General features: G+C 67.7%; 22 protein-coding genes. 11 read left to right on the top strand and 11 right to left on the bottom strand.

Annotation, left to right across the window (positions count from 1 at the left end):
• Nucleotides 1-50 precede the first annotated feature (50 nt).
• Together AC07RM_RS06535 and AC07RM_RS06540 are read right to left on the bottom strand one after the other, a co-directional pair.
• Nucleotides 51-803 (bottom strand): hypothetical protein, encoded by a 753-nt coding sequence (locus tag AC07RM_RS06535; RefSeq protein WP_495333862.1) that lies wholly within the window; start codon nt 801-803, stop codon nt 51-53.
• 84 nt (nt 804-887) lie between these two features.
• Nucleotides 888-2,054: a GNAT family N-acetyltransferase gene (locus AC07RM_RS06540; RefSeq protein WP_495333864.1), complete on the bottom strand. Its 1,167-nt coding sequence runs from the start codon at nt 2,052-2,054 to the stop codon at nt 888-890.
• Nucleotides 2,055-2,073: 19 nt separating this feature from the next.
• Here AC07RM_RS06540 and AC07RM_RS06545 point away from each other — a divergent pair, with 19 nt between their 5' ends.
• Nucleotides 2,074-3,765, top strand: a complete 1,692-nt coding sequence (locus AC07RM_RS06545; RefSeq protein WP_495333866.1) for an NAD+ synthase — start codon at nt 2,074-2,076, stop codon at nt 3,763-3,765.
• Complete coding sequence (locus AC07RM_RS06550) at nt 3,762-4,100, top strand: P-II family nitrogen regulator (RefSeq protein ID WP_013540975.1); 339 nt, start codon at nt 3,762-3,764, stop codon at nt 4,098-4,100. Before AC07RM_RS06545 ends, AC07RM_RS06550 begins: the two co-directional genes overlap by 4 nt.
• A gap of 48 nt (nt 4,101-4,148) precedes the next feature.
• Here the strand turns inward: AC07RM_RS06550 and AC07RM_RS06555 are convergent, their stop codons facing one another.
• The 6 genes from AC07RM_RS06555 to AC07RM_RS06580 form a co-directional block, all read right to left on the bottom strand.
• Complete coding sequence (locus AC07RM_RS06555) at nt 4,149-4,739, bottom strand: LOG family protein (RefSeq protein WP_495333868.1); 591 nt, start codon at nt 4,737-4,739, stop codon at nt 4,149-4,151.
• 31 nt (nt 4,740-4,770) lie between these two features.
• Entirely contained in the window at nt 4,771-5,178 is a 408-nt protein-coding gene (locus AC07RM_RS06560) for a diacylglycerol kinase (RefSeq protein WP_057592491.1), read from the bottom strand.
• Nucleotides 5,175-5,753, bottom strand: coding sequence for an RDD family protein (locus AC07RM_RS06565; RefSeq protein WP_495333870.1), 579 nt, complete (start codon nt 5,751-5,753; stop codon nt 5,175-5,177). Before AC07RM_RS06565 ends, AC07RM_RS06560 begins: the two co-directional genes overlap by 4 nt.
• A 12-nt stretch (nt 5,754-5,765) precedes the next feature.
• Nucleotides 5,766-6,644, bottom strand: a complete 879-nt coding sequence (locus AC07RM_RS06570; RefSeq protein ID WP_495333872.1) for a DUF3106 domain-containing protein — start codon at nt 6,642-6,644, stop codon at nt 5,766-5,768.
• A gap of 168 nt (nt 6,645-6,812) precedes the next feature.
• Nucleotides 6,813-7,244 (bottom strand): DUF3619 family protein, encoded by a 432-nt coding sequence (locus AC07RM_RS06575; protein WP_093341407.1) that lies wholly within the window; start codon nt 7,242-7,244, stop codon nt 6,813-6,815.
• Entirely contained in the window at nt 7,241-7,807 is a 567-nt protein-coding gene (locus AC07RM_RS06580; protein WP_208511881.1) for an RNA polymerase sigma factor, read from the bottom strand. Before AC07RM_RS06580 ends, AC07RM_RS06575 begins: the two co-directional genes overlap by 4 nt.
• Before the next feature lie 296 nt (nt 7,808-8,103).
• Here AC07RM_RS06580 and AC07RM_RS06585 point away from each other — a divergent pair, with 296 nt between their 5' ends.
• The 7 genes from AC07RM_RS06585 (at nt 8,104) to AC07RM_RS06615 (ending at nt 17,514) form a co-directional block, all read left to right on the top strand.
• Nucleotides 8,104-9,888: an acetolactate synthase 3 catalytic subunit gene (locus AC07RM_RS06585; protein WP_093341410.1), complete on the top strand. Its 1,785-nt coding sequence runs from the start codon at nt 8,104-8,106 to the stop codon at nt 9,886-9,888.
• Nucleotides 9,889-10,029: 141 nt separating this feature from the next.
• Nucleotides 10,030-10,521: an acetolactate synthase small subunit gene (gene ilvN / locus AC07RM_RS06590; protein ID WP_012747479.1), complete on the top strand. Its 492-nt coding sequence runs from the start codon at nt 10,030-10,032 to the stop codon at nt 10,519-10,521.
• A gap of 146 nt (nt 10,522-10,667) precedes the next feature.
• Entirely contained in the window at nt 10,668-11,684 is a 1,017-nt protein-coding gene (ilvC, locus tag AC07RM_RS06595) for a ketol-acid reductoisomerase (RefSeq protein ID WP_296789229.1), read from the top strand.
• Nucleotides 11,685-11,868: 184 nt separating this feature from the next.
• Nucleotides 11,869-12,693: a CDP-diacylglycerol--serine O-phosphatidyltransferase gene (gene pssA / locus AC07RM_RS06600; protein WP_057592484.1), complete on the top strand. Its 825-nt coding sequence runs from the start codon at nt 11,869-11,871 to the stop codon at nt 12,691-12,693.
• Nucleotides 12,694-12,916: 223 nt separating this feature from the next.
• Entirely contained in the window at nt 12,917-14,623 is a 1,707-nt protein-coding gene (gene leuA / locus AC07RM_RS06605) for a 2-isopropylmalate synthase (protein ID WP_495333874.1), read from the top strand.
• 50 nt (nt 14,624-14,673) lie between these two features.
• Nucleotides 14,674-16,212, top strand: a complete 1,539-nt coding sequence (locus AC07RM_RS06610) for a 2-isopropylmalate synthase (RefSeq protein WP_495333876.1) — start codon at nt 14,674-14,676, stop codon at nt 16,210-16,212.
• 117 nt (nt 16,213-16,329) lie between these two features.
• Nucleotides 16,330-17,514 (top strand): serine hydrolase, encoded by a 1,185-nt coding sequence (locus AC07RM_RS06615; RefSeq protein WP_093341415.1) that lies wholly within the window; start codon nt 16,330-16,332, stop codon nt 17,512-17,514.
• 112 nt (nt 17,515-17,626) lie between these two features.
• Here the strand turns inward: AC07RM_RS06615 and AC07RM_RS06620 are convergent, their stop codons facing one another.
• Genes AC07RM_RS06620 through aat form a run of 3 tightly spaced genes read right to left on the bottom strand, consistent with a single transcriptional unit; the run spans nt 17,627 to nt 20,010 of the window.
• The gene (locus AC07RM_RS06620; RefSeq protein ID WP_495333878.1) at nt 17,627-18,478 is read right to left on the bottom strand and encodes an IclR family transcriptional regulator; all 852 of its coding nucleotides are present in this window, start codon (nt 18,476-18,478) and stop codon (nt 17,627-17,629) included.
• A gap of 30 nt (nt 18,479-18,508) precedes the next feature.
• Nucleotides 18,509-19,258 carry an arginyltransferase gene (locus AC07RM_RS06625; protein ID WP_495315893.1) on the bottom strand — a complete coding sequence of 250 codons (750 nt, stop codon included), beginning with the start codon at nt 19,256-19,258 and terminating at the stop codon, nt 18,509-18,511.
• A complete protein-coding gene (gene aat, locus AC07RM_RS06630) occupies nt 19,255-20,010 on the bottom strand; it encodes a leucyl/phenylalanyl-tRNA--protein transferase (RefSeq protein WP_208511886.1) in 756 nt (251 codons plus the stop codon). Before aat ends, AC07RM_RS06625 begins: the two co-directional genes overlap by 4 nt.
• A gap of 237 nt (nt 20,011-20,247) precedes the next feature.
• On the opposite strand from aat, the gene AC07RM_RS06635 reads away from it, so the two are divergent.
• Nucleotides 20,248-22,578: a xanthine dehydrogenase family protein molybdopterin-binding subunit gene (locus AC07RM_RS06635; protein WP_495333880.1), complete on the top strand. Its 2,331-nt coding sequence runs from the start codon at nt 20,248-20,250 to the stop codon at nt 22,576-22,578.
• A gap of 37 nt (nt 22,579-22,615) precedes the next feature.
• Entirely contained in the window at nt 22,616-23,545 is a 930-nt protein-coding gene (locus tag AC07RM_RS06640) for a helix-turn-helix transcriptional regulator (protein ID WP_495333882.1), read from the top strand.
• The last annotated feature ends 40 nt before the right edge of the window (nt 23,546-23,585 follow it).

Consider the following 23,585-nt stretch of genomic DNA (forward strand, 5'->3'; position numbering starts at 1 on the left):
GCCGAACGGCAGGGCCGGCTATGCCCTTGGTCGGAGCCTCGGGCTCGACCTCAGCCGCGGGCTGCGTCGCCGGCCAGCCGCATCCATTCGCGGTTGACCGAGCGGGCGTGCGAATTCCAGTGGCGCGCGGCCTGCTGGAGTTCGTCCCACTGGCGCTGCGCGGCGGCGCCGTCGCCCTGCTGCGCGAGCCAGGCCACGTAGCGCGCACGCGCCTCGACGGTGTTGTAGAGGCTCAGGGTCGATTCGAAGGCCTGGCGCGCTTCGTCGTGGCGGCCCTCGGCGGCCAGGGCGCGGGCCACCAGCAGCGCGACCTCGTCCTTGCGGTAGTCGTCGCGGGTCGAGCGCAGGCTTTGCAGCGCCTGCATCGCTTCGCTGCCCGCGCCCGGACCGCCCGCGGCCAGCAGTGCGCTCGCGAGGCCGAACTGCAGCTCGGGATCGGAGGCCAGCGGGCCCTTGAGCGCATCGCGGTAGTGCCCGACCGCCTCGCCGGCCTGGCCGCGATCGAGCGCGGCCTTGGCGAGGCGCAGCTTGTTCTGCGCCGTCGGCGCGAGGTCGTAGGCCTGCTCGGCCGCGCGGTATTCGCGCTCGGGATCGATGAAGCCGATGGCCGCGCTCGCGACCTTGCCCGCGGTGCGCTGCATGCGCGAGGCGGGCAGGTACTCGACCACGAAGTAGACGATGCTGCCCAGCAGCGGAAAGCTGAACAGGATCAAGAGCCAGTACATCTGCTTGCCGTGGCGCATCGCGTGCACCGCGAAGAACAGCGCGATCAGGATGTGCAGACCCAGGCCGACGAATGGCATGACTTTTCCCCTTGTTGTTGGCGATCTGCCGGGGTTTATAGCAGCCGTGTTTGGCCGTGGCCTGACGCGGGCCCGTCGTCGCGCTCAGGCGGCCTTGAACGGGCTGCGCTCGCCGAGGTGATCCATGTAGTTCTCGATGCCTTCGCCCTCGCGCTCGAGGAAGCGCTCGACCGCGTCGGCGAAGGCCGGGTGCGCGAGCCAGTGGGCGCTGGTGGTCTTCACGGGCATCAGGGCACGCGCCATCTTGTGCTCGCCCTGCGCGCCGCCCTCGAAGCGCTGCACGCCGTGCGCGATGCACCAGGCCAGTGGCTGGTAGTAGCAGGCCTCGAAGTGCAGGCAGTCGACGCGCTCGACCGCGCCCCAGTAGCGGCCGTAGGCCACGAGCGGGCGGCCGGTGCTCTCGTCGGTGGCCAGTGCGATCAGGCTGGCGGCGATCGGCTTGCCTTCGCGCTCGGCGATGAACAGCAGCCAGGCCTCGGGCAGCGTGTCGGCCATGCGATGGAAGAAGTCGCGCGTGAGGTAGGGCGGGTTGCCGTGCTCGCGGTAGGTGCGCGCGTAGCAGCGGTAGAAGAAGTCCCAGTCGGCGCGCGAGATGTCGGCCCCGCGCGACCAGCGGAAGCGCACGCCGGCATCGGCGACCTTGCGGCGCTCCTGGCGGATCTTCTTGCGCTTGTCGTGCGCGAGGCTCGCGAGGAAGGCCTCGAAGTCCGCGTAGCCGGGCGCCGGGTTCTGCCAATGGAACTGCACCGTGTGCCGCAGCATCAGCCCGGCCTCGGTGCAGGCCTCGATGTCGGCCTCGGCACCGAACAGCAGGTGCAGCGACGAGAGCTCGCTCTCCTTGCACCAGGCCACCAGTGCCTGGGCCAGCAGCACGCGGCCGGCCGCATCGCGCGCGAGCAGGCGCGCACCGGGCACGGGCGTGAACGGCACCGCGACCGTCGCCTTCGGGTAGTAGGCCAGGCCGTGCTGCTGGTAGGCGTTGGCCCAGGCCCAGTCAAACACGTACTCGCCATAGGAATGGTCCTTGACGTAGACCGGGCAGGCGGCCTCGAGCGTGTCGCCGCGCCAGAGGGTGAAGAACTGGGCCGTCCAGCCGCTCTCGGGCGTGGCGCTGCCGCTCTCGTGCAGCGCGGCCAGGTACTCGTGGCGCATGAAGGGCGAGGGTTCGGCCTGCGCGGCGAGCAGCGCGTTCCAGGCCTGCGGGCTCACGTCCGACGGCGACGCGACAACCCGAATGACATAATCGTTCAAGCCTGTTTCTTCCTTCCGTATGACGCTCAAGCTCGCCATCGCGCAACTCAATTTCGTGGTGGGCGATCTCCCCGGCAATGCCCGAAAAATCGTGGCGGCCGCGCGCGAGGCCCATGCCCGGGGCGCTCGCCTTCTGCTGACGCCCGAACTCTCGATCGCCGGCTACGCGGCCGAGGACCTGTTCCTGCGGCCCGCCTTCACCGAAGCTTGCGATGATGCCGTGAAAGGCATCGCCGCCGCTCTGGCCGACCTCAAAGACATGGTCGTGGTGGTGGGGCATCCGAGCGGCGGCAGCCTGCGCGGGCGCTCCGTGTCGGTGCAGTTGCGCCACAACGCGGCCAGCGTGCTCAAGGAAGGCCGCATCCTCCAGACCTACGCCAAGCGCGAGCTGCCGAACTACCAGGTGTTCGACGAGCGCCGCTACTTCGCGCCGGGGCAGGGCACCTGCGTGTTCGAGGCCGGCGGCGTGTCGGTCGGCCTGCTGATCTGCGAGGACGCCTGGTTCGACGCGCCGGCCGAGCTGGCGCGCTCCGCCGGCGCCGAGGTGCTGGCCGTCATCAATGCCTCGCCCTACCACGTGGGCAAGGAGGGCGAGCGCGTGGCGCGCATGGCCGATCGCGCGCGCGCCGTGGGGCTGCCGCTGGTCTATGCCCACCTCGTGGGCGGGCAGGACGAGGTGGTGTTCGACGGCGCCTCGTTCGCGCTGCAGGCCGATGGCGCGCTCGCCATGCAGGCGCCGGGCTTCGAGGAGAAGCTGGTGCTGGCCGAGCTCGAGCGTGCACCGTCGCAGGGCGTGCGCTTCCTGCCCGAGCCCATCGCCGCGCCGCGCGACGCCGAGGCCCAGCTCTGGGATGCGCTGGTGCTCGGCGTGCGCGACTACGTCGGCAAGAACGGTTTTCCGGGCGCGATCCTCGGGCTGTCGGGCGGCATCGATTCGGCGCTGGTGCTCGCGATCGCGGTCGATGCGCTCGGCAAGGACAAGGTGCGCGCGGTGATGATGCCCTCGCCCTACACGGCCGACATCAGCTGGATCGATGCGCGCGACATGGCGGGGCGCCTGGGCGTGCGCTACGACGAGATCTCGATCCGGCACACCTTCGAGTCGTTCAAGGCGGCACTGGCCCCCGATTTCGCGGGCCGGCCCGAGGACACGGCCGAAGAGAACATCCAGGCCCGCATCCGCGGCACGTTGCTGATGGGGTTGTCGAACAAGTTCGGCTCGATCGTTCTCACCACGGGCAACAAGAGCGAGATGGCCACCGGCTACTGCACGCTCTACGGCGACATGGCGGGCGGCTTCGCGGTCATCAAGGACCTGCTGAAGACGACAGTGTTCGCGCTCGCGCGTTGGCGCAATGCCCACGATCCCTACGGCACCGGCGCCGAGCCGATCCCCGAGCGCATCATCACGCGGCCCCCGAGCGCCGAGCTGCGGCCCGACCAGACCGACCAGGACAGCCTGCCGCCCTACGACATCCTCGACGCGATCCTGGCACGCTACATGCAGGACGACGAGGGCATCGACGAGATCATCGCCGCGGGTTACGACCGCGCGGTGGTCGAACGGGTGGCACGGCTCATCAAGATCAACGAATACAAGCGGCGCCAGGCGCCGGTAGGCATCCGGGTGACGCACCGCAGTTTTGGCAAGGATTGGCGTTACCCTATCACCAGCAAATTCAACGAAACCGCCGGAGCACGCAAACCATGAAGCAGATCACCGCCATCGTCAAACCCTTCAAGCTCGAGGACGTACGCGAGGCCCTGGCCGAAGTGGGCGTCACCGGACTCACCGTGACCGAGGTCAAGGGCTTCGGCCGCCAGAAGGGCCACACCGAGCTCTACCGCGGCGCCGAGTACGTGGTCGACTTCCTGCCGAAGATGAAGGTCGAGGTCGTCGTCAACGAGGGCGATGTCGAGCGCTGCATCGAGGCCATCGTCAATTCGGCGCGCACCGGCAAGATCGGCGACGGCAAGATTTTCGTGACGGCCGTCGAGCGCATCGTGCGCATCCGCACCGGCGAAGAGAACGAGAACGCGGTCTGAGCTGAGCCGCAGGGGCCGGCGCTCGCCGGCCGTTCTTTCACCGCGGGCTTAGAGGTTCTCGGCCAGCCGGTCGTCGCGCGGATGGCGCGGCACCTCGGCCCGCAGCGCCGCGAGCAGCGGTTCGGCCTCGCTGCCGGTGCGCACCAGGCTCATCTGCCAGTCGCCCATCAGGCCGTCGCGCACGCTCTGGCCGAGGAAGTCGAGCAGCTTGTCGTAGTAGCCGGCGCTGTTGAGGATGCCGACCGGTTTGTCGTGGTAGCCGAGCTGGCGCCAGGTCCAGATCTCGAACAGTTCCTCGAAGGTCCCGATGCCGCCGGCCATGGCCAGGAAGGCATCGGCGCGCTCGCCCATCATCGCCTTGCGCTCGTGCATGGTGTCGACCACGTGCAGCTCGTCGCACAGCGGGTTGGCCAGTTCCTTGTCGACCAGTGCCTTGGGGATGATGCCGACCACGCGTCCGCCCGCGGCGCGCGTGGCCTCGGCCACGGTGCCCATCAGGCCGGTGCGGCCGCCGCCGTAGACCAACTGGCCGCGCTGCTGGCCGATCCAGCGGCCGACCGCCGTGGCGGCTTCAGTGAACTCGGGACGCTCGCCGGGGCGCGAGCCGCAATACACGCAAATCGAAAATTCAGGGGTCATCCCCCGATCATGCCTCGCGCGGCGGGCCCGCTCATGACACGAAGCGCGTCCACAGGGCGGCGGCCCAGATGCAGGTGCACAGCGAGAGCGACAGCAGCACCGCGGCGCTGCCCATGTCCTTGGCGCGCTTGGAGAGGTCGTGCCATTCGGGGCCGATGCGGTCGATGGCCGCTTCCACCGCCGTGTTGAGCAGCTCGACGATCATCACCAGCACCGCGCTGCCCGCGAGCAGGGCGATCTCGACCCAGCTGCGGCCGAGCCAGAAGGCGGCGGGGATCATGACCATCGACAGGATGGCCTCCTGCCGGAAGGCCGGCTCGCCCCAGCCGGCGCGCAGGCCGTGCAGCGAGATCAGCGTGGCGTGCCAGACGCGATCGAAGCCCTTGCGGGCCTTCTGCGGATTGACGGCGGGATCGGGAAGTTCGGGCAGGGCGCTCATCGGCGGCTCATGGGCTTGGAGGTGATGAGCCGGGTGCCGGCCCAGGCGTCATGCCAGAACTGGCGTTGCGGATGGAAGCGTGCCAGCAGGGCCCAGATGGCCACCCAGCCGAAGACGAGCACCGTGACTTCGGGGCCCGACAGCTTGAAGGGCGCGACGGCGGCGAGCGGCGGCAGGAACCAGATCCAGCTCAGCAGGTAGCGCGCGAGCGCGCGGCGCTGGCTGACCGGGTGACCGTGCGTGTCGACGATGCGGATGTTCCAGGTCTTCATCGCCAGCGTCTGGCCCTTGGCCCAGAACCAGACGAAGTAGACGCCGAACACCACGAAGAGAAAGCCCTGGAACAGGTGGCGCCGCGAGTCCATGGCGTCGCGCATCTGGCCCAGCGTGCTGAAGAGCCAGCCTGAAACGAACACCACCGCGAACAGCAGCATGCCTTCGTAGAGCCAGCAGGCCATGCGGCGCCAGAGTCCCGGAACCGGGTCCTGTGCCGTGGAAGAAGAAACGTCAGACGCAGGAGGGACGAGCGAAGCAGGCGAATCCGACTCCGAAACCTCGGAAGAGCTGGAAACCATCGAGACCTTGGGTCAGGGGGCGGCCGAGGGTTGCTCGAGCGTGCGCCCCGCAGAAGTGGAAGACGGTGTGGAGGATACCGAAGTCGACGGGCCGGACGATGAAGAGTACGGAGACGGCACCTGGGCTTCTGCCGGCACCGGCTGGGGCGTGAAGGTGGCGGGGGCCGCGGCCGAGGGCGTCGCCGGGGCGACGGTGGCCGCAGCCGTGCCGGACGACGCGGCCGGCGGGGTCGCGACGACGGCCGCAGCGGGCACGATGGCCGGCGCCGCGGGCGCCATCGGCGGCGCGAGCTGGATGCGGGGCGTGTGCTGCCCGGGCGGCGTGACCGTGGGCACGGCCACGAGCTTCTGGGACGACACCGGCCGCACCGGGATGGCGGCGCCCTTGGGCTTGGCCGGCGCACGCTCGGCGAGCTTGCGCTTCTCTTCTTCGCTCAGCGCCTGGTACTGCTCCCACTTGGCCTTGCGCTCGTCGGCCGGCACGCGCTTGACCTCGGCGAAGTTCAGGCGCGCCTGGACGCGCTGCTGGTTGCTGAGCGCGGCCCACTCGATCATGCGGCTGCGCAGCGTGATCTGGTCCTCGGCCGGCAGCGAGGCGTAGTTGCGCGACAGCGCGAGCCACTTGCGCTTCTGGCCGACGTTGAGCGTGTTCCAGTGCGGCGCCAGCGGTTGCAGGGCCTGTTGCTGCTCGGCGGTGAGCTCGGCCCACAGCGGCTTGGTGAGGGTGGGCGGCTTGGCGGCGGCGGACGCGGCCATGGTGCCGGTCGGCGCGGCCTTCGGCGTCTCCGCGCGAACGGCTTCCGAGCGCACGGGCGTGGTCTGCGCGGCCGCGATCGTCAGTCCCAGTGCCGCGGCGGCCACGGTGCCGGCCCCGGCGAGACGAGCCGCCACGCCTTGCGACCACGAGCGCGAGGAGCGGGGCGAAATCGCGGGGGGCAGGGTGCGGCGTGGCATTCGGATGATCGATCGGATGGAGGCTTCGGACAGGCGGGAAGGTCTAGGCGGCAGACGGGAGCGGCGAAGCCGGGCGCGGGGCTGGGAGGGCGGGTGAGGCCCTCGTCAGTCGGAGGCGCCGTCGGATTTGAGGAACTGCGCGAAGCCCGGGTCGGTGTAGGCCGCCGGCGGCAGGTCGCCGGTGAGCAACGCGGAATCGACCTCGGCCAGCTCGCTGGCGCGGTCCTCGTCCTGCATCACGCTGATGGTGACCAAGCCGGCCACCAGGGCCACGAGCGGCACCACGGTACCGATGCGCGTCCACCAGCCCCAGCCACCACCGCCGCCCAGTGCGGCGGTATTGCCTGCCTGTACCACGGCGGGCGCGGCGCGCAGCTGCGGGGCCTGCTTGCGCTGGGCCACGGCTTGCGCGCGCGCCACGCGCAGGCGTTCGCCGATGTCGTGCGGCAACGCCTGGTTGCCGGCGGACAGGCGCGCGGCCACGCGTTGGCCGAATTCGTTTTCGGCGACAGAAGAAAGAGGAACCTTAGTATTCATAGCGAAATTCCCTTGGCTTTGAGCGCCTTGCTCAGAGCGTGGACGGCGCGCGAGCAGTGGGTTTTGACGCTGCCCTCGGAGCAGCCCATTGCGGCGGCCGTCTCTGCGACGTCCATTTCTTCCCAGTAACGCATCAGGAAAGCCTCGCGTTGACGGCCCGGCAATGCCGCGATCTGTTCTTCGATCTCATGCAGGACCTGTGCCCGGCGCGTGGTGTCCTCGGCGCTCTCGGTTTCTCTGGAGTCGGTCGGCGAGGCGAAGTTCTCGAGCAGGTCGAAATCGCCGTCGTCGTCGGTGGCCTCGAAATCGCTGAGGTTCGAGAACAGGGCGCGGCGGGTCTTCTGGCGGCGGAACCAGTCGAGCGTGCAGTTCGACAGGATGCGCTGGAACAGCATCGGCAGCTCGGCGGCGGGCTTGTCGCCGTAGTGCTGGGCCAGCTTCATCATGCTGTCCTGCACGATGTCGAGCGCCGCTTCCTCGTCTCGCACGTGATAGACCGACCGCTTGAAAGCGCGGCGTTCGACGCTTTTCAGGAAATCGGAGAGTTCTTGTTCGGTGGCCAAGCGTGAGAGGGGCGCCGGGCGCCGCGTGGGAATGGATGTCGGGCGGGAATGCCTCGTTGTTGGCCGCGAATTATGCCCGCCGCTCTTGACGAATCGTGTTGCGGGGCGATACGGGCTCGGCGGAACGCTGCGGCGGTGTCATAATCGCCCTCGCAAGTCAAAAGGCAAACGGGTCACGGTCCGGCGGAACAATCAGTCCGCTCATGGCTTTGGCCTCAAGTCCTGGCGCGGCCCCACAAGGGTTGGCAAGGGGCACCCAAGGTTTTTCGTTCCCGAAAAAACTCCAAAGGTTGATCATGGAAATCTCCAAGGCGGAACTCGCTTCCGCAGCAGCCGCGTCCTCCGGCGCCGGCAATCACACGCAAGAACTCATGGGCGCCGAAGTGCTGGTCAAGGCACTGCAGGCCGAAGGCGTCCAGTACATCTGGGGCTACCCCGGTGGCGCGGTTCTCTACATCTACGACGCGTTCTACAAGCAGGACACCATCCAGCACGTGCTGGTGCGCCACGAGCAGGCGGCGGTCCACGCGGCCGACGGCTATGCGCGCGCCACCGGCGAGGTGGGCGTGGCGCTGGTCACCTCGGGCCCGGGCCTGACGAACGCGGTCACGGGCATCGCGACGGCCTACATGGACTCGATCCCGATGGTGATCATCTCGGGCCAGGTCCCCACGGCGGCGATCGGCCTGGATGCCTTCCAGGAATGCGACACCGTCGGCATCACGCGCCCGATCGTCAAGCACAACTTCCTCGTCAAGGATCCGAAGGACCTGGCGATGACGATGAAGAAGGCCTTCCACATCGCACGCAGCGGCCGTCCGGGCCCCGTGGTGGTGGACGTGCCCAAGGACGTCTCGTTCAAGAAGGTGGCCTATGCCGGCTATCCCGAGAAGATCGAGATGCGCTCGTACAACCCGGTGCGCAAGGGCCACGGCGGCCAGATCCGCAAGGCGCTGCAGCTGCTGCTCAACGCCAAGCGCCCCTACATCTACACCGGCGGCGGCGTGCTGCTGGGCAATGCCACCAACGAGCTGCGCACGCTGGTCGACATGCTCGGCTACCCGGTCACCAACACGCTGATGGGCCTGGGCGCCTATCCGGCGAGCGACCGCAAGTTCCTCGGCATGCTGGGCATGCACGGCACCATCGAAGCCAACAACGCGATGCAGAACTGCGACGTGCTGCTGGCCGTGGGCGCGCGCTTCGACGACCGCGTGATCGGCAACCCCAAGCACTTCGCGCAGAACGAACGCAAGATCATCCACGTCGACATCGACCCGTCGAGCATCTCCAAGCGCGTGAAGGTCGACATCCCGATCGTGGGCGACGTCAAGGACGTGCTCACCGAACTGATCTCGATGATCCGCGAGAGCACGACCAAGCCCGATGCCGGCGCGCTCGCCAACTGGTGGACCACCATCGAAGGCTGGCGCTCGCGCGACTGCCTCAAGTACGACCGTGGCAACAAGGACGTGATCAAGCCGCAGTTCGTCGTCGAGACGCTGTGGAACATGACCAAGGACGCCGACGCGTACATCACGTCCGACGTCGGCCAGCACCAGATGTGGGCCGCGCAGTACTACCGCTTCGACGAGCCGCGCCGCTGGATCAACTCCGGCGGCCTGGGCACCATGGGCGTGGGCATTCCCTACGCCATGGGCATCAAGCTCGCGAAGCCGGAGTCGGAAGTCTTCACCATCACGGGCGAAGGCTCGGTGCAGATGTGCATCCAGGAGCTGTCGACCTGCCTGCAGTACAACACGCCAATCAAGATCTGCTCGCTGAACAACCGCTACCTCGGCATGGTGCGCCAGTGGCAGGAGATCGAGTACTCCGGCCGCTACAGCCACAGCTACATGGATGCGCTGCCCAACTTCGTGAAGCTCGCCGAGGCCTATGGCCACGTCGGCATGCTGATCGAGCGTCCGCAGGACGTGGAGCCCGCGCTGCGCGAAGCACGCAAGCTCAAGGACCGCACCGTGTTCATGGATTTCCGCACCGACCCCACCGAGAACGTGTTCCCGATGGTCAAGGCCGGAATGGGCATCACCGAGATGCTGCTGGGGTCCGAGGATCTCTGATCCCTCGGCCTGTTTTCGACCGTTCGTTCTCAACCTTTCACTGACGAATCTATTGCCCGCCGAGCCCGCGCATTACCGTGCGCGGGGGAGGGCGGCGAAAGCGAAAGCTTCCGCGCTGGCGAAAAGAGGAGTCACGCACACATGAAACACATCATTGCCGTTCTGCTGGAAAACGAGCCCGGTGCTCTTTCCCGCGTGGTGGGCCTGTTCTCGGCCCGTGGCTACAACATCGAGTCGCTGACCGTCGCGCCCACCGAGGATGCGAGCCTGTCGCGCATGACCATCGTCACCGCCGGTTCCGACGACGTGATCGAGCAGATCACCAAGCACCTGAACCGCCTGATCGAGGTGGTCAAGGTGGTCGACCTGACCGAAGGCGCCTACACCGAGCGCGAGCTCATGATGGTGAAGGTGCGCGCGGTCGGCAAGGAGCGCGAGGAGATGATGCGCATGGCCGAGATCTTCCGCGGCCGCATCATCGACGTCACCGACAAGAGCTACACCATCGAGCTCACGGGCGACCATGGCAAGAACGACGCCTTCCTCGAGGCGATCGATCGCAGCGCCATCCTCGAGACCGTGCGCACCGGCGCCAGCGGCATCGGCCGCGGCGAACGCATCCTGCGGGTCTGACCCGATGAAAACGGAGCTCGGTCGCTGCCCGTTCGGGCCGAGCTTGTCGAAGCCTCCGCGCGAGCGGGGACTGCATTGAGCCCTTCGACAGGCTCAGGACGAACGGCACAACACACTGCAACTCGCATATCTATCTGGAGAACATCATGAAGGTTTATTACGACAAGGACGCGGACCTGAGCCTGATCAAGGGCAAGACGGTGGCCATCATCGGTTACGGCTCGCAAGGCCACGCGCACGCGCAGAACCTCAACGACAGCGGCGTCAAGGTCGTGGTCGGCCTGCGCAAGGGCGGCGCTTCGTGGGACAAGGTCGGCAAGGCCGGCCTGCAGGTCGCCGAAGTGGCCGATGCCGTGAAGTCCGCCGACGTCGTCATGATCCTGCTGCCCGACGAGCAGATCGCCAACGTCTACAAGAACGACGTGGCGCCGAACATCAAGGAAGGCGCTTCGCTGGTCTTCGCGCACGGCTTCAACGTGCACTACGGCTTCGTGCAGCCGCGCGCCGACCTCGACGTGTGGATGGTCGCTCCCAAGGCCCCGGGCCACACCGTGCGCAGCACCTACACCCAAGGCGGCGGTGTGCCCCACCTCGTGGCCGTGCACCAGGACAAGAGCGGCAAGGCGCGTGACCTCGCGCTGAGCTACGCCACCGCCAACGGCGGCGGCAAGGCCGGCATCATCGAGACCAACTTCCGCGAAGAAACCGAGACCGACCTGTTCGGCGAACAAGCGGTTCTGTGCGGCGGCACGGTCGAGCTGATCAAGGCCGGTTTCGAAACGCTGGTGGAAGCCGGCTACGCGCCCGAAATGGCGTACTTCGAATGCCTGCACGAGCTCAAGCTCATCGTCGACCTGATCTATGAAGGCGGTATCGCCAACATGAACTACTCGATCTCGAACAACGCCGAATACGGCGAGTACGTCACGGGCCCGCGCATCGTGACCGACGAGACCAAGAAGATCATGAAGCAGGTGCTCAAGGACATCCAGACCGGCGAATACGCAAAGAGCTTCGTGCTCGAAGCCGCTGCCGGCCAGCCCACGCTGATCAGCCGCCGTCGCCTGGGTGCAGAGCACCAGATCGAAGTGGTTGGCGAAAAGCTGCGCGCGATGATGCCCTGGATCAAGAAGAACAAGCTGGTCGACCAGACCCGCAACTGATCTCCAGGCGAGCAGGGTGCTCCGGCGCCCGATTCCCCCCAAGGGCCACCCTCGCGGTGGCCCTTTTGCTTGGAGGGGCGGGCGTGCCCCTGAACTACACTCCCGGGGATGCGATCCAGTGACCGAATTGCTATCGAAGAGATAGCTGAACCGACAATGCCCATGAGGGACGGAGACCTATCCAATGCATGACGACACCGTCCCCGACGAGGTCCAGCCGCGCAAGCGGCGAAAGGGCATCTACGTCCTGCCGAACCTGTTCACGCTGGCCGCGCTGTTCGGCGGCTTCTATTCGGTCGTGATGGCGATGAACGCGCGCTTCGACCTCGCCGCGCTGGGCGTCTTCGCGGCCATGGTGCTCGACAGCCTCGACGGCCGCGTGGCGCGCATGACCAACACGCAGAGCGCGTTCGGCGAGCAGATGGACTCGCTGTCCGACATGGTCTCGTTCGGCGCCGCGCCCGCGCTGATCGCCTACGAGTGGTCGCTCAAGGGCCTGGGCCGCTGGGGCTGGATCGCGGCCTTCGTCTATTGCGCCTGCGCGGCGCTGCGGCTCGCGCGCTTCAACGTCAACACCGGCGTGGTCGACAAGCGCTGGTTCCAGGGCCTGCCGTCGCCCGCGGCGGCGGCGCTGGTGGCCGGCTTCATCTGGCTCATGACCGAATGGGGCAAGCGCGGCGGCGAGGTGCTGTACCTCTCGTGGACCCAGATCACCTGGATCACCTTCGCCTTCACGCTCTATGCGGGCCTCACGATGGTGACCAACGCGCCGTTCTACAGCTTCAAGGACGTGCAGATGAAGAAGAGCGTGCCCTTCGCCGTGATCGTGCTGATCGCGCTCGGCATCGCGGTCATCAACATCCATCCGCCGACGGTGCTGTTCGGCCTGTTCGTGGTCTACGGCCTGAGCGGCTACGTGGTCTATGCATGGCGCAAGGCCAAGGGGCAGCAGACCAGCGTAATCAGCACCTCGACCGAGGAACCCGACGAGCGCGGTTTGCACAACTGAGACAGGCATCGGGACACAGTCTTCACAAAGTCTCGAAGCCTGTGCTAAATTCGCAACCCTCATGACGAAGATGATTTCGCTGCTGGCCCTACTAGCTCTCCCTCACGGGCGGAGACGGTAGCGCACGCGCAAATCCATCACCACGGCCCGTTCGCACCAGCAACGGGCCGTTTGTTTTTGGGGTTGCTGGTTGATCACCAACCATCACAGCAGAGAAATCGACATGTTGAAGCAACCTCAAGCCAAATACCGTGCGTTCGCGCCCATCGGTCTCAAGGACCGCACCTGGCCCGACGCCGTGCTGACCAAGGCGCCGATCTGGCTGTCGACCGATCTGCGTGACGGCAACCAGGCCCTGGTCGAGCCGATGGACATCACGCGCAAGATGCGCATGTTCGAGACCCTGGTGGCCATCGGCTTCAAGGAGATCGAGGTCGGCTTTCCCTCCGCGTCGCAGGTCGAGTTCGACTTCGTGCGCAAGCTCATCGAGGAAGACCGCATTCCCGACGACGTGACGATCCAGGTGCTGACGCAGGCGCGCGACCACCTGATCGCCCGCACCTTCGAGGCCTTGCAGGGCGCGCCGCGCGCCATCGTCCATCTCTACAACGCCGTGGCGCCCGTGATGCGCCGCGTGGTGCTCGGCATGGACGAGGACGGCATCGTCGAGCTCGCCGCCTCGCATGCGCGCATGTTCAACGAGATGGCCGCGAAGCAGCCCAATACGAGCTGGACCTTCCAGTACTCGCCCGAGATGTTCTCGGGCACCGACCTCGCGTTCTCCAAGCGCGTGGTCGACGCGGTCACCGCGGTCTGGGCGCCCACACCCGAGCGCAAGTGCATCGTCAACCTGCCGTCGACGGTCGAGCACTCCACGCCGAACATCTTTGCCGACATGATCGAGTGGATGCATCGCAACCTCGAACGCCGCGATGCGATCGTGCTCTCGGTGCATCCGCACAACGACCGCGGCACCGGCACCGCCGCCGGCGAGTTCGCGTTGATGGCCGGCGCCGACCGCATCGAAGGCTGCCTGTTCGGCAACGGCGAGCGCACCGGCAATCTCGACCTCGTCAACGTGGCGCTCAACCTCTACACGCAGGGCGTCTCGCCCGAACTCGACTTCTCGAACATCGACGAGATCCGCGCCACGGTCGAGCACTGCAACCAGATTCCCGTGCATCCGCGCCATCCGTACGTGGGCGACCTGGTCTACACCTCGTTCTCGGGCTCGCACCAGGACGCGATCAAGAAGGCCTTCTCCGCGCGCAAGGACGGCGACATCTGGGACATGCCCTACCTCCCGATCGATCCGAAGGACGTCGGCCGCAGCTACGAGGCCGTGATCCGCGTCAACAGCCAGTCGGGCAAGGGCGGCATCGCCTACCTGCTCGAAAGCGAGTACGGCATCGAGATGCCGCGCCGCCTGCAGATGGAATTCAGCCAGACGGTGCAGCGCGTGATGGACGTCGCGGGCAAGGAACTCACGGCCGCGGACCTCTGGCAGCTCTTCGTGCGCGAGTACGGCATCGAGTCGGTGCAGGCGCTCCAGCACCGCGTCTTGCAGGAGGAGGGCAAGGACGGCGCCAATGCCTCGGTGCTTCTGCGCGGCGACCTGGCCTGGAACGGCGAGACCGTGGCCATCGAGGGCCGCGGCAACGGTCCCATCGATGCCTTCACGCACGCGCTGAGCGCCGCGACGGGCCATGCGGTGCGCGTCATCGACTACCACCAGCATGCGATCGGCGCCGGTGCCGACGCCAAGGCCGTGGCCTACCTGGAGCTGCGCGTGGACGAGTCGCGCACGCTGTTCGGCGTGGGCATCGACGAGGACACCATCGCCGCCTCGCTGAAGGCGATCGTCTCGGGCGTGGAGCGCGCCAGGGGCAATGGCGCGCACAGCGCACAATCGGAGACCGCGACCGTCTGAGCCTCGATCCGACCGAAGCGCCAGGTGGCCAGAAACGAAGGAGAACCACGATGACCGACCAACTCATAATTTTCGACACCACCTTGCGCGACGGCGAACAGTCGCCCGGCGCCTCGATGACGCGCGACGAGAAGTTGCGCATCGCCAAGCAGCTCGAGCGGCTGCGGGTCGACGTCATCGAGGCCGGATTCCCGGCCAGCTCGAACGGCGACTTCGAGGCGGTCAAGGCGATCGCCAACGCGATCAAGGAATCGACGGTGTGCGGCCTGTCGCGCGCCAACGACCGCGACATCGCGCGTGCCGCCGAGGCGCTGAAGGGCGCGGCGCGCGGCCGTATCCACACCTTCATCGCAACCTCGCCGCTGCACATGGAGAAGAAGCTGCGCATGTCGCCCGACGAGGTGTACGAGCAGGCCCGACTCGCGGTGCGCTTCGCGCGCAACCAGGTGGGCGACGTGGAATTCAGTCCCGAGGACGGCTACCGCAGCGATCCCGATTTCCTGTGCCGCGTGATCGAGACCGTGATCGCCGAGGGCGCGACCACGATCAACGTGCCCGACACCGTGGGCTACGCGATCCCCGAGCTCTACGGCAACTTCATCAAGACCCTGCGCGAGCGCATTCCCAACAGCGACAAGGCGATCTGGTCGGTGCACTGTCACAACGACCTCGGCATGGCGGTGGCGAACTCGCTGGCCGGCGTGAAGATCGGCGGCGCGCGCCAGATCGAGTGCACCATCAACGGCCTCGGCGAGCGCGCGGGCAACTGCTCGCTCGAAGAGGTGGTGATGGCCGTGAAGACCCGCAAGGACTACTTCGGCCTCGCGCTGAACATCGACACCCAGCACATCGTGGCCGCGAGCCGCATGGTCAGCCAGACCACCGGCTTCGTGGTGCAGCCCAACAAGGCGGTGGTGGGCGCCAATGCCTTCGCGCATGCCTCGGGCATCCACCAGGACGGCGTGCTCAAGGCGCGCGACACCTACGAGATCATGCGGGCCGAGGACGTGGGCTGGGCCGCCAACAAGATCGTGCTGGGCAAGCTCAGCGGCCGCAACGCCTTCAAGCAGCGGCTGCAGGAGCTGGGCGTGACCATGGAGAGCGAGGGCGAGATCAACGCCGCCTTCCTGCGCTTCAAGGAGCTGGCCGACCGCAAATCCGAAATTTTCGACGAGGACATCCTCGCGCTTGTCAGCGCGGAGGAGGGTGCGAACGTTGGCGAACAGTTTGCTTTCGTTTCTCTCGCGCAGCACAGCGAAACCGGTGAACGCCCCCAGGCGAAGATCGTCTTCACCGTCCATGGCAAGGAAGTCACGGGCGAGTCGGACGGCAATGGCCCGGTCGATGCTTCCCTGAAGGCCATCGAGTCGCACGTCAAGAGCGGCGCCGAGATGGTGCTTTACTCGGTCAATGCCATCAGTGGCTCGACGGAAAGCCAGGGAGAAGTTACAGTCCGGTTACAAAACGCAGGGCGGGTGGTCAACGGCGTCGGGGCGGATCCCGACATCGTGGTGGCGTCAGCAAAGGCTTATTTGAGTGCGCTCAACAAGTTACAGAGCCAAGCTGAGAGAGTGGCGGCACAAGGTTAGGTTTTCGAGCGATCCTTGGTATTCGAATGAAGAAAAGGATGCAAGTAGCTGATATTGCGTGCCTTTTTTGATTTCGATACACTGCGGTCCTTATTCCTGCCGCTGGAGATTTTGTACATGCCCGAAGCCCGTCTCCACCGCGTTTCAAGCCTTCGCACCCTCGCCGTCGCGTTCTGCGCGACGGCGTTTTTGTTGTCCGGCGCCCAAGCCGCCAAGAAAGAGAAGGCGGCCCCTGCCAAGACGGCGGCCGTCTCGAAGAAAGCCCGCGGCGCTGCGCCGGTCGAGGTGAAGCGCAATGCCGCGTCGTCCAAGGTCGCCAAGCGTGGTGGCCGTGCCGAGCGCGACGACAAGGCCGACAAGGTGGTCCGTGGTGGCCGCAACGTGGTGGCCACCCTGCAAAAGAAGAACGGCAAGACCGTGGTGGCCGTGCAGCGCCGCTCGGTGGTCCGTGTCGAGGCGCCGCCGCGCCAGTCCTTCGGCCAGATGGCCGGCCTGCACACCACCGACGACGCGCTCGAGCTCAAGTCGAGCGTCGCGCTGGTGGTCGACCAGGACACGCACGAGGTGCTGTTCAGCAAGAACGACCACGCCGTGCTGCCGATCGCCTCGCTCACCAAGCTCATGACCGGCCTGCTGATCAGCGAGGCCAAGCTGCCGAACGAAGAGCTCATCACCATCACCCAGGACGACGTCGACACCGAGAAGCGCAGCAGCTCGCGCCTGACGGTCGGCACCACGCTCACGCGCGGCGAACTGCTGCACCTGGCGCTGATGTCGAGCGAGAACCGCGCCGCCCACGCGCTGGGCCGCACCTATCCCGGTGGCCTGAGCACCTTCGTGAGCATCATGAACGCCAAGGCGCGCATGCTCGGCATGAAGGACACGCGCTATGTCGAGCCCACCGGCCTGTCGAGCCGCAACCAGTCGAGCGCGCAGGACCTGGCGCTGCTCGTGAACGCCGCCTACGCCGACGCCACCGTGCGTTCGCTGTCCACCTCGCCCGAGTACCAGGTCGAGGTCGGCCGCCGCACCTTGCAGTTCAACACCACCAACCGCCTCGTGAAGAGCCCCGACTGGGACATCGGCGTGCAGAAGACCGGCTACATCTCCGAAGCCGGCCAGTGCCTGGTGATGCAGGCCCGGGTCGCGGGCCGCAAGCTGATCATGGTGTTCCTCGATTCGGCCGGCAAGTTCAGCCGCATCGCCGACGCCGAGCGCGTGCGCCGCTGGGTCGAGGCCACGCATGCCGTGCCGGGTTCGCCGGCCGCCTCGCGCGCCGTGGCGTACCAGATCGCGGGCTGAGCAAGCCTGCCCAAAGACGAAAGCCGGCGGTTGCCGGCTTTTTTCATGGTGCGGGGGAAGAGCTTTGACCCCCGAGGGTCGCCGCATGGGCCTGAAACGCGCCCAGGCGCGCTCAAGCCCCCACGGACGGGGTTGCCCCGCCCGGCGACCCCGAAGCGGTTGCCACGGCCCCGGCAGCGGGTGCCACGCCCTGCTTGAAGCCCAGCGCCTCCGAGATTTCGTTCGCCGTTGCCTGCAGCTTGGGCAGCCAGCCTTCGTCGAGCCGGTCGGCCGGTGCCGAGATCGACAGCCCCGCGACCAGCTTGCCCTGGTCGTCGTAGATGCCGGCGGCCATGCAGCGCACGCCCAGCTCCAGCTCCTCGTTGTCGCGCGCGATGCCGTACTGACGCGCCTTCGACAGCTCGCGCTCGAGCGCTGGCAGTTGCGTGATGCTGTTGCGCGTGTGGCCGGCCAGCCCGGTGCGGGTGGCGTAGCTGCGCACCCGCTGCGGATCGTCCGCGGCCAGGAACAGCTTGCCGGTGGAAGTGAGGTGCAGCGCAGCGCGGCCGCCGATGGCGCGCACCACCTGCATGCCCGAGCGCTCGCTGTAGGAGCGCTCGATGTACACGATCTCGTCGCCCTGGCGCATGCTGAGGTTGACCGGCTGCTGCGTGAGCTTGTGCAGCTCGCGCATCGGGCCCAGCGCGGCGTCGCGCACGTTGAGCCGGCCCTTGACCAGGTTGCCGAGCTCCAGCAGGCGCATGCCGAGCCGGTAGCTGCCGGCCTCGGGACGGTCGACGAAGCGGCCGACCGCGAGGTCGTTGAGGATGCGGTGGGTGGTGGAGGGATGAAGCCCCGTCTTTTCGCTGATTTCCTTCAGGGAAATGGCTTCTTCGCGCGAGGCCAGCACGTCGATCAGCGCGAACATGCGTTCGATGACCTGGATGACGGGGGTGGCCGGAATGTCTGAATGGTTTTTTCTCATGGCGCTGTGCGGTGAAGACCGGGCGCCATTTTATCTTGTGAAATCGCTGGCGCGCTGCCAGCGGCCGTCGATCAGCAATTCGTGGGGCGCGAAGCGCGCCTTGTAGTTCATCTTCGGGCTGTGTTCGATCCAGTAGCCCAGGTAGACGTGGGGCAGGCCGAGCTTGCGCGCCTGCTCGATCTGCCAGAGCACGCTGTAGGTGCCGTAGGCCATGCCGTCCTCGGGCTCGTAGAAGGTGTAGACGGCCGAGATGCCGTCGTTGAGCACGTCGAGGATCGACACCATCTTGAGCGCGCCCGCGCTGCCGTCGGGCAGGGTCTCGCGGAACTCCACCAGCCGCGAGTTCACGCGGCTTTGCAGCAGGAACTGGGTGTACTGGTCGATGCTGTCGTGGTCCATGCCGCCGCCCGCGTGGCGGCCGTTCTGGTAGCGCAGGTAGAGCTGATAGTGCTCGGGCACGAAGCACAGCTTGAGCACGCGGGCCTGCAGGTCGGCGTGCTGCTTGGCGGCACGGCGCTGGCTGCGCGAGGCCTTGAAGGCATTGGCCAGCACCCGCAGCGGCACGCAGGCGCGGCAGCCGTCGCAGTACGGGCGGTAGGTGAACATGCCGCTGCGCCGGAAGCCGCTGAGCACCAGGTCCGAGTACGCGTCGTTGTGGATCAGGTGGCTGGGAGTGGCCACCTGCGAGCGGGCCTGGCGGTCCGGCAGGTAGCTGCAGGGATAGGGCGCGGTCGCGTAGAACTGCAGCGTGTGGAGCGGGAGATCCTTGAGGTGCGTCACGTCGGGTGAGAGGGTCGCGCAGACAGGAGTTCGGACCAGTATACGGGCTCGAAACGCCAGGCGGGCCCCGTCGCTTCCCGAGCCCGGGCCACGTGTTCGACGAAGCGCGCGCGCGGCATTTCATGCGCGCCCAGGCTCGCGAGGTGGGCCGTGTTCTGCTGGCAGTCGATCATCCGCACGCCGAAGCGCCGGCACAGGCACACCAGCGCCGCCAGCGCGGTCTTCGAGGCGTCGGGGCGGCGCGTGAACATCGACTCGCCGAATACCGCGCCGCCGATCGCCACGCAGTAGAGGCCGCCCGCGAGTTCGCCGTCGATCCAGGTCTCGACGCTGTGGGCATGGCCGGCCCGGTGCAATTCGGTATAGGCGGCGACCATGTCCGGCACGATCCAGGTGCCCGACTGGCCCGGGCGGGCCGAGCCCGAGCAGGCCCGGATGACGGCCCCGAAGTCGTGGTCGATGCGGATCTCGCAGCCCGGCGCCTGCGCGAAGCGCGCCAGCGTCTTGCGCAGCGAGCGGTGGAGCCGGAAATCGGCCACCTGCAGCACCATGCGCGGATCGGGGCTCCACCACAGGATCGGCTGGTCCTCGCTGAACCAGGGGAAGACGCAGCGGCCGTAGGCGCGCAAGAGAGTATCGACGTCGAGCGAGCCGCCAGCGGCCAGCAGCCCGGGCACGGGATCGGCGATCCCCCACGCCGTCGAGGGGTCGGGCAGGGCATCGCCGGGTTCGAGCCAGGGCAGTTGTCGCATGGCCGTAGGTATACACGGCTTGCGGGGCGCATCTTCGTATCAGAGGCGAAAACCCAACGCCGGCCCCGACCCGGGCCCCTCGGGCATGCTCCTTTCTGGTGCCCTCCCAATGCACTCGTCCAAAGGCGCACACGTTTGCTCCAGCTCACATATAGTGCGGAGCTTCCTTCGAAGAAGCACCCCATGACGGTCTCCGCGCGCCAGCGTTGTGCGCGGGCCCGGTACAAGAGGACCACGTTGACCACAGACCCCAATCCCATGCGTTTCGGCAGCGGCCAGGCCGTGCGCCGGCTCGAAGACCAGAGTCTTCTTTCAGGCGCCGGCCGCTACACGGACGATGTGTCCCTGCCGAGCCAGTCCCACCTGGTCTTCCTGCGTTCTCCCTATCCTCATGCGCGCATCGCCTCGGTCGACGCCTCGGCGGCGCTCGCGCTGCCGGGGGTGCTCGCCGTGATCACCGGCGCCGACCTGGCCGCGGCCGGCGTCAAGCCGATGCCCGGTGCCGCCGGCTTCAAGCGTGCCGACGGCGGCGACAGCGCCAGCCCCGCGCGCCATGCCATCGCGCACGAACGCGTGCGCTTCGTCGGCGAGGCCGTCGCCGTGGTGGTGGCCGACACCGTGCAGCAGGCGCGCGACGCGGCCGAAGCCGTGATGGTCGAGTACGAGGAGCTGCCGATGGTGGTCGACCTCGCGGCCGCCACCGCCGAAGACGCGCCGCAGCTGTGCGACGAGGCCGGCGGCAACATCGCGGCCGAGATGCGCCACGGCAGCAGCGAGGCCGCCACGGCCGCCTTCGCCAAGGCCGCCCACGTGGTGGCGCTCGACGTGGTCAACCAGCGCGTGGTGGCGCTGACCATCGAGCCGCGCTCGGTGCTCGCCGCGCCCGACGCCGACACCGGCCGCCTCACGATCCGCATGAGCACCCAGATGCCCTCGGGCGTGCGCGATTCGATCTGCGCCGCCATCGGCCTGGCCAAGGACAAGGTCCGCGTGGTGGTCGGCGACGTCGGCGGCGGCTTCGGCATGAAGACCGGCGCCTATCCCGAGGACATCGCGGTGGCCTTCGCGGCGCTGCAGGTGAAGCGCCCCGTGAAATGGGTGGCCGACCGCAGCGAGGAATTCCTCTCGAGCGCCCATGGCCGCGACATCGAGGCCAAGGCCGAGCTCGCGCTCGATGCCAAGGGTCGCATCCTCGCGCTGCGCATCAAGACGCTGGCCAACGTCGGCGCCTATGCCACCGGCACCGGCGTCGCGATCCAGCTGCTGATCGGCCCCTGGGTGCAGACCAGCGTCTACGACATCCAGACCATCGACTTCCACTTCAAGGCGGTGCTCACCAACACCGCGCCCACCGGCGCCTACCGCGGCGCCGGCCGGCCCGAGGCGATCTTCACCATCGAGCGGCTGATGGACGAGGCCGCGCGCCAGACCGGCATCGACCGCATCGAGCTGCGCCGGCGCAACTTCATCCGCCCCGAGCAGATGCCGTACAAGAACCCGATGGCGCAGACCTACGACACCGGCAAGTTCGAGTCGGTGATGGACCAGGCGCTGGGCCTGGCCGACTGGAACGGCTTCGAGGGCCGCGCCGCCGAATCGGCGCGCAACGGCCGTCACCGCGGCCTGGGCATCGCCACCTTCCTCGAATGGACCGGCGGCAACGTGTTCGAGGAGCGCGTCACCGTCTCGGTGCAGGCCGACGGCGTGATCGAGGTGTTCTCGGCCGTCAATGCCATGGGGCAGGGCATCGCCACCTCGCTGGCGCAGCTCGCGGTCGACGCCTTCGGCGTGCCGATCGAGAAGGTGCGCGTGGTGCTCGGCGACACCGACCGCGGCGACGGCTTCGGCAGCGCCGGTTCGCGTTCGCTGTTCACCGGCGGCTCGGCCGTGCGCATCGGCGCCGAGCGCACCATCGACAAGGCGCGCGAACTCGCGGCCCAGGAGTTCGAGGTGGCGATCGACGATGTGACCTACAGCCGCGGCGCCTTCGCCGTGATCGGCACCGACCTCGAGCTCGACCTGTTCACGCTGGCCGGCAAGCAGCCCGAGCGCGAGATCTTCGTCGACTCCACCAGCACCGTGGCCGGCCCGACCTGGCCCAACGGCTGCCACATCTGCGAGATCGAGATCGATCCGCCCACCGGCGAGATCAGCGTGGTGGCCTACAGCTCGGTCAACGACGTGGGCCGCGTGGTCAACCCGATGATCGTGCGCGGCCAGCTCGAGGGCGGCGCGGTGCAGGGCATCGGCCAGGCGCTCTACGAGCAGGTGGTGTACGACCACGAGACCGGCCAGCCCGTCACCGGCAGCCTGATGGACTACGCCGCGCCGCGCGCCGACATCGTCAGCACCATGTTCCACATGGAGATGGACGAGTCGACGCCCTGCAAGAACAACCCGCTGGGCGTGAAGGGCGTGGGCGAACTGGGCACCATCGGTGCCACGCCGGCCATCGTCAATGCCGTGGCCGACGCCTTCGCGCGCAACGGCCTCGCCGCCCGCGCGCCGCGCCTGCACATGCCACTGAGCCCTTCGCGCGTGTGGCAGGCGATGCAGACGGTCGACTGAGGACCCGCCGCACGGCCGGTACTGCGGGAGAACCACCATGCTCGTGGTCACCGAACTGCAGACCGAGCCGATCCGGGTCTCGAGCTACCGCTGCGACGCGGGCCCCGATGCCCCGCCTTTCGCCGAGATGCACGAGGGCCATTCGGTCTCGTACGTGCGCAAGGGCAGCTTCGGCTATCGCACGCGCGGCCATGCCTACGAGCTCGTGGCCGGCTCGGTGCTCGTCGGCGCGCCGGGCGACGAGTACGTCTGCACCCACGACCACCATGTCTGCGGCGACGAGTGCCTGGCCTTCCACCTCTCGCCGGGCTTCGTCGAGCTGATCGGCGGCGGGCGCGGCACCTGGCAGGCCGGCGGCCTGCCGCCGCTGTCCGGGCTGATGGTGCTCGGCGAACTCGCGCAGGCCGCGGTCGAGGGCCGCAGCGATCTCGGCCTCGACGAGGTCGGCATGCAGTTCGCCCATCGCTTCGTCGACCTCGTGGAGGGGCGCGATGCGCCGCGCCCCGGAGCGGCCCCCGCGCGCGACCGGCGCCGCGCCGTCGATGCCGCGATGTGGATCGCCGAAGGCTCGCACGAGGACATCGGCCTCGAGCAGGCCGCGGCCGAGGCCGGGCTCAGCGCCTTCCATTTCCTGCGGCTGTTCTCCCAGGTGCTGGGCGTGACGCCGCACCAGTACCTGGTGCGCTCGCGGCTGCGCCATGCGGCGCGCCTGCTCGCCGACGGCGACCGTCCCGTGACCGAGATCGCGCTCGACGTGGGCTTTGCCGACCTCAGCAATTTCGTGCGCACCTTCCGGCGCGCCGCCGGTGTCTCGCCGGGCGATTTCCGCCGTGCCGCGCGCGGCGACCGCAAGATTCTCCAAGACCGCCTCGCGGCCTTGCTCGACGATGAGCGCCTGATCCATTCATCGACCAGGAAGCCATCGCCATGCACCACGCCATTGAACTCGAGCTTGAACTCGAACTGACAGCCCCGGCCCGCGCAGGCCGCCATCCCTGAGCGCGAAG

Source organism: Variovorax sp. GW821-FHT09B05, assembly GCF_059418265.1.

Coding starts and splice junctions, on each gene's coding strand:
- ilvN (WP_012747479.1), top strand. CDS start 10,030: ATGAAACACATCATTGCCGTTCTGCTGGAAAACGAGCCCGGTGCTCTT.
- AC07RM_RS06640 (WP_495333882.1), top strand. CDS start 22,616: ATGCTCGTGGTCACCGAACTGCAGACCGAGCCGATCCGGGTCTCGAGC.
- AC07RM_RS06615 (WP_093341415.1), top strand. CDS start 16,330: ATGCCCGAAGCCCGTCTCCACCGCGTTTCAAGCCTTCGCACCCTCGCC.
- AC07RM_RS06555 (WP_495333868.1), bottom strand. CDS start 4,739: ATGACCCCTGAATTTTCGATTTGCGTGTATTGCGGCTCGCGCCCCGGC.
- ilvC (WP_296789229.1), top strand. CDS start 10,668: ATGAAGGTTTATTACGACAAGGACGCGGACCTGAGCCTGATCAAGGGC.
- AC07RM_RS06620 (WP_495333878.1), bottom strand. CDS start 18,478: ATGAGAAAAAACCATTCAGACATTCCGGCCACCCCCGTCATCCAGGTC.
- AC07RM_RS06610 (WP_495333876.1), top strand. CDS start 14,674: ATGACCGACCAACTCATAATTTTCGACACCACCTTGCGCGACGGCGAA.
- pssA (WP_057592484.1), top strand. CDS start 11,869: ATGCATGACGACACCGTCCCCGACGAGGTCCAGCCGCGCAAGCGGCGA.
- AC07RM_RS06565 (WP_495333870.1), bottom strand. CDS start 5,753: ATGGTTTCCAGCTCTTCCGAGGTTTCGGAGTCGGATTCGCCTGCTTCG.
- aat (WP_208511886.1), bottom strand. CDS start 20,010: ATGCGACAACTGCCCTGGCTCGAACCCGGCGATGCCCTGCCCGACCCC.
- AC07RM_RS06550 (WP_013540975.1), top strand. CDS start 3,762: ATGAAGCAGATCACCGCCATCGTCAAACCCTTCAAGCTCGAGGACGTA.
- leuA (WP_495333874.1), top strand. CDS start 12,917: ATGTTGAAGCAACCTCAAGCCAAATACCGTGCGTTCGCGCCCATCGGT.
- AC07RM_RS06575 (WP_093341407.1), bottom strand. CDS start 7,244: ATGAATACTAAGGTTCCTCTTTCTTCTGTCGCCGAAAACGAATTCGGC.
- AC07RM_RS06545 (WP_495333866.1), top strand. CDS start 2,074: ATGACGCTCAAGCTCGCCATCGCGCAACTCAATTTCGTGGTGGGCGAT.
- AC07RM_RS06560 (WP_057592491.1), bottom strand. CDS start 5,178: ATGAGCGCCCTGCCCGAACTTCCCGATCCCGCCGTCAATCCGCAGAAG.
- AC07RM_RS06535 (WP_495333862.1), bottom strand. CDS start 803: ATGCCATTCGTCGGCCTGGGTCTGCACATCCTGATCGCGCTGTTCTTC.
- AC07RM_RS06585 (WP_093341410.1), top strand. CDS start 8,104: ATGGAAATCTCCAAGGCGGAACTCGCTTCCGCAGCAGCCGCGTCCTCC.